The following is a 13,094-nucleotide window of genomic DNA, read 5'->3' as shown; positions in this document are numbered from 1 at the left end:
CGATTGCGCGCCGCCGCTTTCCGCTGCTCGCGAATCACGAATCAGGAATCTCCAATCCCGGTTTTCTGATGCACTGTCCCTTCTGCCAGCACAGCGACACGCGCGTGATCGATTCGCGCGAAGCCGACGACGGCGCAACGATCCGTCGCCGGCGCGAGTGTCCGCAGTGCGGCGAACGCTTCAATACCTTCGAGACCGCCGAAATCAAGTTGCCTGCCGTGGTCAAGAGCAACGGTCGCCGCGAAGCCTTCGACGAGCGCAAGCTGCGCTTCGGTATCGAGCGCGCCCTGCATCATCGGCCGGTTGCGAGCGACGCGCTCGACGACGTGGTGCGCAACGTCATCCGCCAGTTGCGCCAGGTCAACGAACGCGAGGTCGTCTCGCGCCTGATCGGCGAATGGGTGATGAACGAACTCAAGCGCATCGACCAGGTCGCCTACGTGCGCTTCGCCTCGGTATATCGCCGCTTCGAGGACGTGCAGGCGTTCCGCGAAGAAATCGAAAAACTCGAGCGCGACCTGCCGGCGATCGAAGGCTTGCAGCTTCCGCTGCTCGGCGAAGTCGTCGTGCAGATCGAGAAGAACAAGAAGCGCTGATGTCCGCTTCGAGTCGCGATCCCGCCGCCGCGGATTTCGGCTTCTCGGCCGTCGATCACAGTCATATGGCCCGCGCGCTGCGCTTGGCCAAGCGCGGCCTCTACACAACCCAGCCGAATCCGCGCGTCGGTTGCGTGCTCGCGCGCGGCGACACCGTTGTCGGCGAAGGCTGGCACGTGCGCGCCGGCGAGCCGCATGCGGAAGTGTTTGCCCTGCGCGCCGCGGGCGAACGTGCGCGCGGCGCGACCGCCTACGTCACCCTCGAACCGTGCGGCTTGCATGGGCGCACGCCGCCCTGCGCAGATGCGCTGATCGCCGCGGGCGTGGTGCGCGTGGTCATCGCGAGCGAGGACGCGTTTCAGCACGAGGGCGGCGCCATCGCGCGCATGCGCGCGGCAGGCATTGCCGTCGAATCGGGCTTGATGCGCAGCGCGGCACGCGAGCTCAACCGCGGTTTTTTTTCGCGCGTCGAGCGCGGACGGCCGTGGCTGCGCGTGAAGCTCGCGATGAGTCTCGATGGGCGCACGGCGCTGTCGAACGGCGAATCGAAATGGATCACCGGTAAGGCCGCGCGCGAAGACGTGCAGTATTGGCGTGCGCGCTCGTCGGCGATTCTGACCGGCAGCGGCACCGTGCTCGCCGACGATCCGCGGCTGACACTGCGCCTAGCCGCTCTGGCTGCGGACGGCGAAGAGAACAAGAGCATCGCGCCGTTGCGCGTCGTACTCGACCGCGAACTGCGCACGCCGCGCGCTGCCAACGTGCTCGATGGCAGCGCGCCGACGCTGGTGATTCATGCCGCCGGCGCGAAAGCGGCGCACGACGGCTTCGGGCGCGTGGAATTGCTTGCGGTTGAAACCCGCGATGGCCGCCTCGATCTGTCGCAGGTATTGCCTGCACTCGGCCGGCGGGGCATCAACGAATTGCAGGTCGAAGCCGGGCCGACACTCTGCGGCGCCTTGCTGCAGGACGGCTGGGTGGACGAACTGCTTGTGTACGTCGCACCGGTGCTGCTCGGCGACAAGGCGCGGCCGCTGCTTGCCTTGCCCGACATGGCGGAAATGACTCGAACGAGGCGCTTGCGCACGATCGACAGCCGCCAGGTCGGCGCGGATTTACGTTTGTTGTTACGGGAATAGACGATGTTCAGTGGAATCATCCAGGCAGTCGGCAAAGTCGTCGAGCTGCAGCCGCGCGGCGGCGATGTGCGCCTCGTGGTCGATGCCGGCAGTCTCGATGTGGCGGGCGTCGCCCTCGGCGACAGCATTGCCGTGTCGGGCGTCTGCCTCACCGCGGTCGAGATCGCCGGCACGCAGCTCGCTTTCGATGTCTCGAACGAAACCTTGTCGCGTACCGCGCTCGGTGCGCTCGGTCAGGGCGGCACGGTGAATCTCGAAAAATCGCTGCGTCTTTCCGATCGGCTCGACGGGCATCTCGTGTCCGGACATGTCGACGGCGTCGGCCGCGTGGTCGCAATCGAGCCCGACGCGCGTTCGCAGCGCTGGACCTTCGAGGTTCCCGCCGAGCTGGCGAAGTACATCGCCGGCAAGGGCTCGGTCTCGGTCGACGGCACGAGTCTGACCGTCAATGAAACCGACGGTGCGCGCTTCGGCGTCAACCTGATTCCGCATACGATCGACGTGACGACGTTCAAACACAAGTGCGTCGGCGACGCGGTGAACATCGAAGTCGATCTGGTCGCGCGCTACGTCGAAAGGCTGCTGCGCGGCTGATATGCACTGGCTGCGCCATCCGGCCGCCCGCTTGGTCGTGGAAATCGCGATCCTTGCGATACCGCTCAATCTGGCGTATCGCTTCGCGATGCAGATCGTCTATCGGCTCGACGCGTTGTGGGGAACGTTGTTCGCGTTGATCGCCGCGGTGGTCGCGTGCAACGCCTACAACCTCTGCGCGCGATTCTTCGCCAAGCGCAGCGCCGACGAGTTGGCGCCGCGGCGCGCGCGCGGTGCATTGTATGGAGCGGGACTCGGTGCGCTGCTGATCGGGCTTGTCGTCGCGGCGCTGGCGCTGACCGGCACGGCGAAAGTCGGCGAAGGCGGCGCGTTTGCGCTTGCCGGGCTGCCGGGCGTGGCGATTCTCGCCGCCGCATTCGAGGAACTGGTCGCGCGCGGAGTCGTGCTGCGCAATCTCGAGAACGTGTTCGGCAGTGCTGTGGCGCTGGTGCTGTCGGCGGCGCTGTTCGCCGTGCTGCATATCGGCAACCCGAACTGGACGCCGCTGTCGATCGCCGCGATCGGCGTCGAGGGCGGCCTGATGCTCGGCGCGGTCTATGTCGCGACGCGCTCGCTGTGGTGGGTTTTCGGCGTGCATGCGGCGTGGAATTTCACCCAGACCGGATTATTCGGCATCGCCGACTCCGGCCATCCGGGGCGTGGCCTGCTGCACACCGAGCTGAGCGGCCCGGCCTGGCTGACCGGCGGTGCGTTCGGCATCGAAGCGTCTGCCTTGAGCGTCGCGCTTTGCGCTATCGTGGCGGCCGGATTTCTGATTCACGCTTGGCGGCGCGGGCGATTCGTCGCGCCGTTCTGGAAGCCGAGCCATTCCATCTGATCACTCGCCGTTGCCGTGAACCGGCAGCGGCGGCCCATAAAGAGCAAAGGCCGTACATGCAATTTGACACCATCGAAGACCTCGTTGCCGACATCCGCGCCGGGCGCATGGTCATCGTCGCCGACGACGAAGATCGCGAGAACGAAGGCGACCTCATCATGGCGGCGCAGGCGGTCACGGAAGAATCGATCGCCTTCATCGTGCGCCATTCCAGCGGCATCATCTGCCAGCCGATGTTGCGTGCGCGCCTCGAAGAGCTGCAGCTGCCGCAGATGGTGACGGAGAACAGCGAGAGCCACCGCACCGCGTTCACGATCTCGGTCGATTATCGCCACGGCACGACGACGGGCATCTCCGCGGCCGATCGCGCGCGCACGATCCGCGCGCTCGCCGATCCGACCTCGCAGTCCGGCGATTTCGCGCGGCCCGGACACATTTTCCCGCTGCGCTATAGCGAAGGTGGCGTGCTGACGCGCGCCGGGCACACCGAAGCGACGATCGATCTTGTACGCCTGGCCGGTCTGCCGATGCTCTCTGGCATCCTCGTCGAGATCGTCAACGACGACGGCACGATGAAGCGCGGCGCACAGTTGATCGCGTTCGCACGCGAGCACGGGCTCAAGGTCGGTACGATCGCGGACCTGATCCGCCATCGCCTGCAGACCGAAAAGACCGTGGCGCGCGTCTTCGAACGCGAAGTCGAAACCGAATTCGGTCCGTTCCGTCTGATCGGGTATCGCGACGCCTTGTCCAGTCAGGCGCATTTCGCCCTGGTGCGCGGCAAGGTCGATGACGGTGCGCCGGTGCTCACGCGTGTGCACGTGCGCGACACCTTGACCGACGTGCTGCATCTGACTGGCACGCCCTGCGGCATGACGATCAGTGCGGCACTCCGCCGCGTCGCTGCGGAAGGGCGCGGCGTCGTTGTCGTGCTTGCCGATGCGAAGGAGGCAGCGAGCGCGCTCGAACGGCTCGACACCGACGCCAAGCGCGAAGGCGACGCTGCCCACGACGGCCGCCAGCACGGCCTCGGCGCGCAGATTCTCGCCGACCTCGGCGTGCGCCGTCTGACCGTGCTCGGCACGCCGCGGCGGTTCCTCGGCCTCGGCGGATTCGGCCTCGAGATTGCCGGCTACGAAGAGTCTTCGGTTCATCAGAAAGATTAAAGAAACGTTGAGTTGATTCAGCGTTTCTGTGAGCCGGCGCGTCTCGCGAATCCAGCGCGTTTTGCTTGATCCGGCGTAGCCAGATCGAAGCGCCTGGCGGTCTCGGCGCGTATGCAAAAACTCGCAGGAGCTTTTGCATACAATCATTAAAATTCAGTCATTTACAGCCAGCTCAGTTTCGCGGTCAACGCGAGGTCTATAGTGGCGTTGTTCCCCTCGTCCTACTTGCCGGGGCAAGCCATGAACACCACGATCCGTTTTACCTTTGCCGCACTCGTTTGCAGCAGCTTCGTGCTGCTCGCGGGCTGCGATCAGAACAAACCGACGGCGCAGCAACAGGGCGCCTCCGTCGCACAGCTTGTTGGCGATGCGGCTCCGGCCGCCGACGCCAATAAGCCGGCCGATCCGCCACCGCCGCACGCAGCGCCAGCGTACACACCGCCGACTGCGGCGCAGCTGATTTCACTGCTGGCGCCGATCGCCGTTTTTCCCGACAAACTCGTCGCGCAGGTGCTGGCTGCGTCGAGCTATCCCGATGAGATCACCCAGGCGAACGGCTGGCTCGCGCAGAATTCATCGCTCAAAGGCGATGCTCTGCAGCAAGCGATCGACAAGCAGGATTGGGATCCGAGCGTGAAGGCCATCGTCGTCTTCCCTGACGTGCTGCATCAGATGGCGAACAATGTGCCGTGGACGACCGCGCTCGGCGAGGCCTACGTCAACGACCCGAACGACGTGATGAACGCGATCCAGGCGCTGCGCGCGCAGGCGCTTGCCTGCAACAACCTGAAGTCGAATAAGTACATCACCGTGACCAAGACGGCGAAGAATACGACAACGCCGACCGAGCAATACGTCGACGAGGCGCCGAGCTATTCGGGCCCGCCGGTCATTCCGCCGCCCGACGACGTCATCGAAATCGAACCCGCGCAGCCCGACTACGTCTACGTGCCGTATTTCAATCCGGTGAGCTATTACGGTGCGCCGATCGATGTCTGGCCGGGCTACTACTACGCCTGGCCCGCGCCGGTGTATTGGGGTCCGAGCTTCGCGTTCGGTCTCGGCATCTGGATCGGCAGCTACCACCATTGGGGCTGGGGCTGGCATCACTGGGACGTGGGCTGGGGCCGCGGCTTCGATCGCCACTGGGGCGACCGCGGCTGGCGCAACGCCTCGGTCGTGTTCAACAACCGGCCGTACGTTAGCCGCTCGACGACGGTGATCAATCGTTTCGATGCCGGTGGCGGCTTTGCCGGCGGCCGCGCGAACTTCGATCCGGCTGCGCGCACCGCGGCGCTGCGTCCCGGCATGACGGGCAACGCCGGCTTCGCGCCGCACACGGCGCCGACCGATTTCAACCGCCTCAGCCGGCCGCAGTTCACCGCGGCGATGGCGCAGCGCAGTGCAGTTGCTGCCACACGCGCCGGCTTTGCGCCGGGCAGGTCTTCGATGGCCGAAACGCGGCCGGGCGGTCTGGCGTCGTCGAGCTTTGTTTCGTCGCCGGTATCGCGCTCCGCGCAGACCTTCGATCGCCCCGGCGCGCTGCCGTCGAGCCGTTATGTGCCGGCATCGATGCGCGGCGGCTATGACGGCTCGTCGCGTGGCCCGGTCGGCGGTGGCCAGGCTCGCAGCTTTGCCTCAGCGCCGCAACGCCAGGCCTACGACGGCGGTTATCGCACGCAGAGCGCGCCGCGCGGCATGGCGCAGGGTCCGTCCATGCAGCGCAGCTTCTCCGCGCCGCAGTCGATGGCGCGCAGCTATAGCGGTCCTTCGCGCAGCTATTCGGCTCCTTCGCGCAGCTACGCGCCACCGGCGTCGATGCGCGGCCCGGCGCCGATGGCGAGCCGCTCGTTCGCCAATGCGCCGCGCGCGCAGGCACCGCACTATTCCGCCCCGCGCAGCGCACCTTCGGGCGGTGGCGGCGGCCGCGCCGCGCCGAATGGACGTCACCGCTGAGCCGGCGACGGCAGCCTTCCGGTAAACTAGACGGCGCGGAATCCTCCGCGCCGTCTTCATTTCTCCTCGATGCAAAATTATTCCGGTGAACTGCGCCCCGTCGCGGCGGCGCGGTTCGCGATCATCGCCAGCCGCTGGAACCCGGGCATCGTCGATGTGCTCATCGACGGCGCGCGCCGCGCGCTGCACGAACACGGCGTTGCCGATGACGCCGTCGATCTGGTGCGCGTGCCGGGCGCTTGGGAAATTCCTGCCGTCGCGGCGGAACTGGGCCGGGCGGGCAGGCATGCGGCGATCCTCGCGTTCGGCTGCGTCGTGCGCGGCGACACGCGCCACTACGAGCACGTCGCCGACAATTGCGCGCAGGGTCTGATGCGCGTTGCACTCGACCATGGCGTGCCCGTGCTCAACGGCGTGCTTGCGGTCGAGCGCCATGCCGATGCGCAGGCGCGTGCCGGTGGCGCGCACGGCAACAAGGGCGAGGAAGTCGCACTCGCTGCAATGGAAATGGTGGATTTATGCGAAAAATTGAAAAGCGCGGGCCTCGACAGCCGTTCTGTGGCGGCCGCGGCCAAGGACGGGCGCAATGAATAAGCCGCGCCCCGACGGCATCGACCTTGCCGCGCGTTCGCGCGCGCGCCGTCGCGCTCTGCAGGCGATCTATGCCTGGCAGCTGAGCGGCAATTCGATGGCCAAGGTGATGGAAGAGTTCCGTCACGAGCAGGACATGGAAGTCGCCGACCTCGGTTATTTTGAGGACCTGCTGCGCGGCGTCAACGTGCATTGCGCCGAGCTCGACGCGAGCCTCGCGCCGTATCTCGACCGCGAAGTGGCCCAGGTCGATCCGATCGAGCGCGCCGCGCTGCGCCTTGCCGCCTACGAGCTGCAGCACCGTATCGACGTGCCGTATCGCGTCGTCATCAACGAAGCGATCGAAGTGACCAAGCGTTTCGGCGCCGAACACGGACACACTTACATCAACGGCGTCCTCGACAAGCTCGCCGCCAAAGCCAGACCCGTCGAGTACGCGGCGAGCGCCCGCGCCTGACGTGGCCGAGTTCGCCCTGATCGACCTGATCCGCGCGCGCTGCGAGATCGCGCGCGAGGACGTACGGCTCGGCATCGGCGACGACGCGGCCTTGCTTGCGGTGCCGGCGGGGCAGGCGCTTGCGGTCAGCACCGATACGCTGGTTTCGGGCGTGCACTTTCCCAAGGACACGCCGCCGCGCGACATCGGCTGGAAAGCACTCGCGGTCAACCTTTCCGATCTCGCTGCGATGGGTGCGACGCCGGCTTGGGCGACACTGGCCTTGACCCTGCCGCAGGCCGACCGCGAATGGGTTTCCGCGTTCGCCGACGGCTTCGCGGCACTTGCAGGAGAATTCAAGCTGGCCCTCGTCGGCGGCGACACGACGCAGGGCCCGCTCGCGATCACGGTCACCGTGCACGGCTTCGTTCCCGAACATCTGGCTTTGCGCCGCGACGGCGCGCAGGCCGGCGACGCGGTGCTCGTCACCGGCACGCTCGGCGACGCGGCGGCAGGCTTGCGCCTGCTGCACGATGCCGCGCATGACGGGCGCCAGCGCACGGCGCTCGTCGATCGTCTCGACCGGCCGACGCCACGCGTTGCCCAAGGGTTGCTGCTGCGCGGGCGTGCGCATGCCTGCATCGACGTGTCGGACGGCCTGCTCGCCGATCTCGGCCATATCTGCGCGGCCAGCGGCGTCGGTGCGGAGATCGAAGCCGAGCTGCTGCCGGCGTCGCCGGCCTTGCTCGGCTTGTTCGACGACGAAGCGCGCATCGCATTGCAGCTTGGCGGCGGGGACGATTACGAATTGTGCTTCACCGCGTCCGAAGCGCTCGCATCGGAGTTGCTCAGCGATCTCGCACGTAGCGGCTGCGGCGCCACGCGCATCGGCCGCATCGTTGCGGACCCCGGCATACGCGTGCGCAACGGCGCAGGCGGCGAAGTACGCATCGGTCGCGCCGGCTGGGAACATTTCGGCGCATGAGCCTGAGCGGCGCACAGCGGCGCGCTCTGCTTGCGCACCCGGCTGGGTGGATCGCGGCGGGTTTCGGCTCGGGCCTCAGTCCCGTCGCGCCGGGCACAGCGGGATCGCTCGCCGCCGTACTGCTATGGTTTGCGCTGCGCGAGCTGCCCTGGCCTGTGTATGTCGCCGTCATCGCTTGCGCCTTCGTGCTCGGTATCTGGGCCTGCGCCTGGGTCGTGAGCACGCTGCGCGACGACGATCCAGGCTTCGTAGTCTGGGACGAATTCGTCGGTCAATGGATCGCGCTGGCGCCGCTCGCGTGGATAGCGTTCGCGTGGTGGTGGCCTGTGGTGGCCTTTGCTTTGTTCCGCGTATTCGATATCGCCAAGCCCTGGCCGGTGTCTTGGGCGGACCGACAGGTGAAAGGCGGTCTCGGTGTGATGCTCGACGACGTGCTCGCCGGTATTTATGCCGCGGCGGCGGTGACGGTTTTAACGCGGCTTGTGGGATAGTGCGGCGAGTTTTCGCGTTCGCCCTCGAGCGCGAAACCGATGACGCGGCCGTGCCGAGCCGTGTTTCTCGATCTCCTCCCCATCGAGCCCCCATCATGACCGAAGACGAAATCCGCAAGAACGCGTTCGCCATGCCGATCGACAATCCGGCGTATCCGCCGGGGCCGTATCTGTTCGTCAATCGCGAATACTTGATCATCACCTATCGCACCGATCCGGACGCGCTCGCGAAGATCATTCCGGCACCGCTCGAGATGACCGATCCGGTGGTGAAGTACGAATTCATCCGCATGCCCGACTCGACCGGCTTCGGCGACTACACCGAATCGGGCCAGGTAATTCCGGTGAAGTACAAGGGCGAAGCGGGCGGATATGTGCGCATGATGTTCCTCGACGACCATCCGCCGACCGCGGGCGGGCGAGAGATCTGGGGCTTCCCGAAGAAGATCGGCGAGCCGACCCTCAAAGTGCATCGCGATACCCTGGTCGGCGAGCTGCGCTATTCGGACATGCCCGTCGCGCGCGGCACCATGGGCTACAAGTACGCGCCGATGGATAAGAACAAGGCGATCGCGAGCATGGAGGCGCCGTCCTATCTGCTTAAGATCGTGCCGCATGTCGACGGCACCCCGCGCATCTGCGAACTTGTGCGCTACTCGATGCAGTGCAAGGAATTCAAAGGCGCGTGGACCGGCCCCGGTGCGCTCGAACTGTTCGCCCACGCGCTGGCACCGGTCGCCGACCTGCCGGTGCGCGAAGTGCTCTCCGCGGTGCATCTCAAGGCCGATCTGCTGCTGCCTTACGGCGAGGTCGTGCACGACTACCTCGCAAAGTGAAATATCGATTCGACGATTAACTCGCGACGAATTTCGTTTGGGCTGCCGTAGTCGAAAACGCCAAGCCAAGGTTGCCCTATCGATTGAAATTTGCAGGGCTGAGAGAAGCGCCAATGTCATCGACATAAATCCGGCATTTATTGTGTTGAGTGCCGGATCGATGTCGATGAGAAGCGCGAAGAGAGGCGCTCGCGCAATCAAGCCGTTGGCGACGAATATTTTATTCGGTTGCATTCGCGCAGCCTTGCTAGGGTTTCGTGCCTGAAGATGCGGTGGCGTACTGCATATCAGTCAGACTGCGTAAAAATGCTATAAGCGCGCGGCGTTCCTGCACGGTCAGGTTGATGGGCCGCCCAGTGTTCAGCCCGCGATAGTAGATTTCGTGGTCGACTGCTTCTTCGAGTGTGGCGATACTGCCGTCGTGCATATACGGCGCAGTGACGGCCACATTGCGTAGCGAAGGCGTGCGGAAAGCGCCGATATCGGCGGGACGGTGCGAGACCGCGAAGCGTCCGAGCGCCGACCACTGCGGATCACTGAGCAGCCGGGCAGCCAAGGCGTTGCCAGTGAGCGCAACGTCCATGACTGTCTTCGCGAGCTGAGGAAGCCCGGCTTGCTGCGACGGATCGTTGATTCCCGAATGATGAAAGGCCTCATCGGTGAAGGACGCCTTCCCGTCGAGCGAGTGGCATTGACCGCACTGGGCGCTGCCTTGAAAGAGTGCCTTTCCTTGCTCGGCGAGTGCGGGCAGCGGTGTCTGTTGTTGCCGAGCCCGATCGAACGGATTGTCCTCGCTCTTTAGCGTTGCCAGGAATGCGACCAGAGCCGAGGCAATCTGATTTGAAGTGGGTTTTGCCTGGGCTTCAGGAAACGCCTTTCTGAAGCGCGCAGGCCATTGCGGATCGGCCTGCAGCTTGGCCTCAAGCTCATTCAGTGAAGGCCAACCCATCTCTACGGGATTGACGAGCGGATCCAGCACTGCTTCGCTCAAGCGCGTTCGTCGGCCATCCCAAAACAACAGCGGCCGCTGCGCCACATCGACAAGGCTCGGTGCGTTGCGCGTGCCTTGTTTGTTGCTCAGTCCGATTGAGCGCGCCTGGATATCGGCATAAGCGTGATCGGGATGATGGCAGCTCTGACAGCTGACGCTGCCGTCCCGGCTCAATCCGGCCGAGCCGAATAATGCACGGCCTAATTCCACTTGTTCCGACGAAGCCGCTTTAACCTCAGGCGCACACATTAGTAGTGCGATCAGAACCATCCGAGCCCACGAAAAATGTGACTGATTTATTGCTGGAGAACCAGTTGGCATTGGTGAGTAGACCGTTTCTGCATTTATGAAGTACATTCTTTTACATTCGCATACAGCGAGCTATCAATACAGTTCAAATTTCATTCGGGCTTCGTCGGGTCCAGCCTTGAAATAAAAATCAATCGCACGTCAACCGCAGTATCTTCGCCGGAGGCAAAGATGGGCAAGCTGATCAGGTGTGTGGTGTTTTTTGTTGGGTTGCTGTTTGCGAGTCTGGTTTCAGCACAGACTTACGCTCCGATGGTGCCCGTACGCCTTCTGGACACACGCCCCGGCAACACGACGGTAGACGGTCAATTTGCGGGTTCCGGTCCGGTTGCCAGTTGGTCGACCACAAATCTCACGGTGCTTGGGCGTGCCGGAATTCCGTCCAGCGGGGTTAGCGCCGTCGCATTGAACATCACGGTGACGAATCCGGCCGGTGCGGGCTTTCTCACAGCATGGCCCGCGGGCTCGCCCCTGCCTAATGCTTCCAATCTCAATTTCGTCGCCGGACTTAGCATTTCCAACCAGGTGATAGCCAAGGTCGGAACCAATGGCCAAGTGTCGATTTATGTCTATGCCGGCGGTGGTTCGGCGAATGTGGTCGCCGATGTTGCGGGATATTTTCCGTCGAATTCCGATCTGACACCGTTGACTCCGGCGCGCCTGCTCGATACTCGAGCCGGAATGGCGACGGTGGATGGCCAGTACGCCGGCGGCGGCGCGGTGGCCGCCGGCGGCACCTTGAATCTGCCGGTTCTGGGGCGTGGCGGAGTCCCCGGAAGTGGGGTCCGCGCGGTCGTGGTGAACGTCACGGGGACCGGCCCGACTGGTTCGACGTTCATTACCGCATGGCCCTCCGGCAACGCTCGTCCCAATGCGTCCAATCTCAATTTGATCGCCGGTCAGACGATTCCCAATCTTGTGGTCGTGGCGCCCGGATCCGGGGGCGCGATTTCGCTCTATAACAACGTGGGTTCGACCGATCTAATCGTCGATGTCGTTGGATTTTTCTCGTCCTCGTCGACCTTGGTTCCACTGGTTCCGGCGAGGTTATTGGATACGCGTCCGGGCACGGCCACGATTGACGGCCAATTTGTCGGCCAGGGAGCGGTCGGTAGTGGCGGCACGCTTAATCTGACGGTTGCAGGTCGAGGCGGCGTGCCCGGTTCGGGTGTCGGAGCGGTAGCACTCAACGTAACGGCCGTGGTTCCCACTGCAGCCGGTTATGTGGTCGCCTGGGGAACGGGGACGACTTCCGGTCCACCGCAAGCGATGGACATCAATTTCAACGCGGGAAATGTCATTCCGAGTCTGGTGATTGCGCAAGTCGGGGCCAACGGACAGGTTTCCTTGTACAACAGCAACGGCTCGACGCACCTGATTGCCGACGTGGTCGGGTGGTTGCCCAGCGCTCCGCCGACGTCGTCCAATGTCATGAATTACATGTACGACAACAACGGCCAACTCATTGCGGCCAGCAATGCGACGGACGCGCGCCAATACAGTTACGACAATCACGGCAATCTTTATGCCGTGACCGTCACGGGTGTTTTTACCTCGAGTCTGGCGCGACCTGTACGCAGCCTGTTCTCTACCGCCGAGCGTCTAATCGCTGCGACGGTGCCCGGAAAGAAAAGTGGCGGTAATGCGGCCGTTGGGGCGAAAACGATTCCTGGCAAGAATTCGGCGACGGCGAGCAATGTCGGATTGCCATCTGCACAGAAAAAACCGGTCGCCATACCGGCTCAAAATCGCGCCGAGCGCATGGCTTTCTCCTTGCCTCCTTCGGCGGAAGTTCAGCGCGTCTTATTGGCGGATGGACGCACGCTGGAGATTCACGGCGCGCAGGGTCTGGCCTATTTGATCGACGGGATTAAGCGACAAAATCTCTCGCTCCCCGAGCCGCGGCGCTATGCATCGGCAACGGCCATGCCCGGTGGGCAGGTGCTGCTCTGGGGCGGCGTCGATACTCGTGGCAAGGTCATTCCTACGGGCGAATGGTTCGATCCGGCCAGCCAACTGTTTACTCCGACAGGTGAACTCGGCATGCAGGCTCGCGCAGGTCATACTCTGACCGTGCTGACTGACGGTCAGATTCTCCTGTCTGGAGGATGGGGCGCTGATGGCGCGCCGATCGGTACGTCGGCGTTGTGGCAGCCTGCATGACAT

The 13,094-nt window shown here is 64.3% G+C and carries 13 protein-coding genes; 12 read left to right on the top strand and 1 reads right to left on the bottom strand.

Going from position 1 to position 13,094, the window contains the following annotated elements; genetic code table 11:
- Positions 1 to 68: 68 nt before the first annotated feature.
- The 11 genes from nrdR to FFS30_RS03690 all read left to right on the top strand — a co-directional run bounded on the left by nrdR (position 69) and on the right by FFS30_RS03690 (position 9,628).
- Complete coding sequence (nrdR, locus tag FFS30_RS03740; protein WP_137911757.1) at positions 69 to 596, top strand: transcriptional regulator NrdR; 528 nt, start codon at positions 69 to 71, stop codon at positions 594 to 596.
- Between the two features lie 65 nt (positions 597 to 661).
- Positions 662 to 1,735, top strand: a complete 1,074-nt coding sequence (ribD, locus tag FFS30_RS03735) for a bifunctional diaminohydroxyphosphoribosylaminopyrimidine deaminase/5-amino-6-(5-phosphoribosylamino)uracil reductase RibD (RefSeq protein WP_137912562.1) — start codon at positions 662 to 664, stop codon at positions 1,733 to 1,735.
- 3 nt (positions 1,736 to 1,738) lie between these two features.
- On the top strand, positions 1,739 to 2,329 hold the full coding sequence (locus FFS30_RS03730) for a riboflavin synthase (protein WP_137911756.1): 591 nt from the start codon (positions 1,739 to 1,741) through the stop codon (positions 2,327 to 2,329).
- Between the two features lies 1 nt (position 2,330).
- Entirely contained in the window at positions 2,331 to 3,167 is an 837-nt protein-coding gene (locus FFS30_RS03725) for a type II CAAX endopeptidase family protein (protein WP_137911755.1), read from the top strand.
- A 56-nt stretch (positions 3,168 to 3,223) separates the two neighbouring features.
- Positions 3,224 to 4,333, top strand: coding sequence for a 3,4-dihydroxy-2-butanone-4-phosphate synthase (gene ribB, locus FFS30_RS03720; protein WP_137911754.1), 1,110 nt, complete (start codon positions 3,224 to 3,226; stop codon positions 4,331 to 4,333).
- 240 nt (positions 4,334 to 4,573) lie between these two features.
- Positions 4,574 to 6,289 (top strand): DUF3300 domain-containing protein, encoded by a 1,716-nt coding sequence (locus FFS30_RS03715; RefSeq protein ID WP_137911753.1) that lies wholly within the window; start codon positions 4,574 to 4,576, stop codon positions 6,287 to 6,289.
- Positions 6,290 to 6,358: 69 nt separating this feature from the next.
- Positions 6,359 to 6,883, top strand: a complete 525-nt coding sequence (gene ribH / locus FFS30_RS03710; protein ID WP_249352146.1) for a 6,7-dimethyl-8-ribityllumazine synthase — start codon at positions 6,359 to 6,361, stop codon at positions 6,881 to 6,883.
- The gene (nusB, locus tag FFS30_RS03705) at positions 6,876 to 7,337 is read left to right on the top strand and encodes a transcription antitermination factor NusB (protein ID WP_137911752.1); all 462 of its coding nucleotides are present in this window, start codon (positions 6,876 to 6,878) and stop codon (positions 7,335 to 7,337) included. Before ribH ends, nusB begins: the two co-directional genes overlap by 8 nt.
- A gap of 1 nt (position 7,338) precedes the next feature.
- The gene (thiL, locus tag FFS30_RS03700; RefSeq protein ID WP_137911751.1) at positions 7,339 to 8,301 is read left to right on the top strand and encodes a thiamine-phosphate kinase; all 963 of its coding nucleotides are present in this window, start codon (positions 7,339 to 7,341) and stop codon (positions 8,299 to 8,301) included.
- Positions 8,298 to 8,792, top strand: a complete 495-nt coding sequence (locus tag FFS30_RS03695) for a phosphatidylglycerophosphatase A (protein WP_137911750.1) — start codon at positions 8,298 to 8,300, stop codon at positions 8,790 to 8,792. The genes thiL and FFS30_RS03695 overlap by 4 nt, the downstream gene beginning before the upstream one ends.
- Positions 8,793 to 8,887: 95 nt before the next feature.
- Positions 8,888 to 9,628 (top strand): acetoacetate decarboxylase, encoded by a 741-nt coding sequence (locus tag FFS30_RS03690; protein ID WP_137911749.1) that lies wholly within the window; start codon positions 8,888 to 8,890, stop codon positions 9,626 to 9,628.
- A 247-nt stretch (positions 9,629 to 9,875) separates the two neighbouring features.
- Here FFS30_RS03690 and FFS30_RS03685 read toward each other — a convergent pair whose 3' ends face one another.
- Positions 9,876 to 10,889, bottom strand: coding sequence for a cytochrome c peroxidase (locus tag FFS30_RS03685; protein WP_171014394.1), 1,014 nt, complete (start codon positions 10,887 to 10,889; stop codon positions 9,876 to 9,878).
- Positions 10,890 to 11,099: 210 nt separating this feature from the next.
- Here FFS30_RS03685 and FFS30_RS03680 point away from each other — a divergent pair, with 210 nt between their 5' ends.
- Positions 11,100 to 13,091 carry a hypothetical protein gene (locus tag FFS30_RS03680; RefSeq protein WP_137911747.1) on the top strand — a complete coding sequence of 664 codons (1,992 nt, stop codon included), beginning with the start codon at positions 11,100 to 11,102 and terminating at the stop codon, positions 13,089 to 13,091.
- Positions 13,092 to 13,094 lie beyond the last annotated feature (3 nt).

It is taken from the genome of Rudaea sp. 3F27F6, assembly GCF_005503555.1.
Taxonomy (GTDB): Bacteria; Pseudomonadota; Gammaproteobacteria; order Xanthomonadales; family Rhodanobacteraceae; genus Rudaea.
The sequence above is the reverse complement of the archived record's forward strand: the minus strand, read 5'-3'. Positions and strand labels throughout refer to the sequence as shown.

What these genes read in the sequence shown, in the direction of transcription:
- FFS30_RS03695 (WP_137911750.1), top strand. Translation starts at nt 8,298, where the DNA reads ATGAGCCTGAGCGGCGCACAGCGGCGCGCTCTGCTTGCGCACCCGGCT.
- FFS30_RS03680 (WP_137911747.1), top strand. Translation starts at nt 11,100, where the DNA reads ATGGGCAAGCTGATCAGGTGTGTGGTGTTTTTTGTTGGGTTGCTGTTT.
- FFS30_RS03685 (WP_171014394.1), bottom strand. Translation starts at nt 10,889, where the DNA reads ATGGTTCTGATCGCACTACTAATGTGTGCGCCTGAGGTTAAAGCGGCT.
- FFS30_RS03690 (WP_137911749.1), top strand. Translation starts at nt 8,888, where the DNA reads ATGACCGAAGACGAAATCCGCAAGAACGCGTTCGCCATGCCGATCGAC.
- FFS30_RS03715 (WP_137911753.1), top strand. Translation starts at nt 4,574, where the DNA reads ATGAACACCACGATCCGTTTTACCTTTGCCGCACTCGTTTGCAGCAGC.
- ribD (WP_137912562.1), top strand. Translation starts at nt 662, where the DNA reads ATGGCCCGCGCGCTGCGCTTGGCCAAGCGCGGCCTCTACACAACCCAG.
- FFS30_RS03730 (WP_137911756.1), top strand. Translation starts at nt 1,739, where the DNA reads ATGTTCAGTGGAATCATCCAGGCAGTCGGCAAAGTCGTCGAGCTGCAG.
- FFS30_RS03725 (WP_137911755.1), top strand. Translation starts at nt 2,331, where the DNA reads ATGCACTGGCTGCGCCATCCGGCCGCCCGCTTGGTCGTGGAAATCGCG.
- ribH (WP_249352146.1), top strand. Translation starts at nt 6,359, where the DNA reads ATGCAAAATTATTCCGGTGAACTGCGCCCCGTCGCGGCGGCGCGGTTC.
- ribB (WP_137911754.1), top strand. Translation starts at nt 3,224, where the DNA reads ATGCAATTTGACACCATCGAAGACCTCGTTGCCGACATCCGCGCCGGG.
- nrdR (WP_137911757.1), top strand. Translation starts at nt 69, where the DNA reads ATGCACTGTCCCTTCTGCCAGCACAGCGACACGCGCGTGATCGATTCG.
- nusB (WP_137911752.1), top strand. Translation starts at nt 6,876, where the DNA reads ATGAATAAGCCGCGCCCCGACGGCATCGACCTTGCCGCGCGTTCGCGC.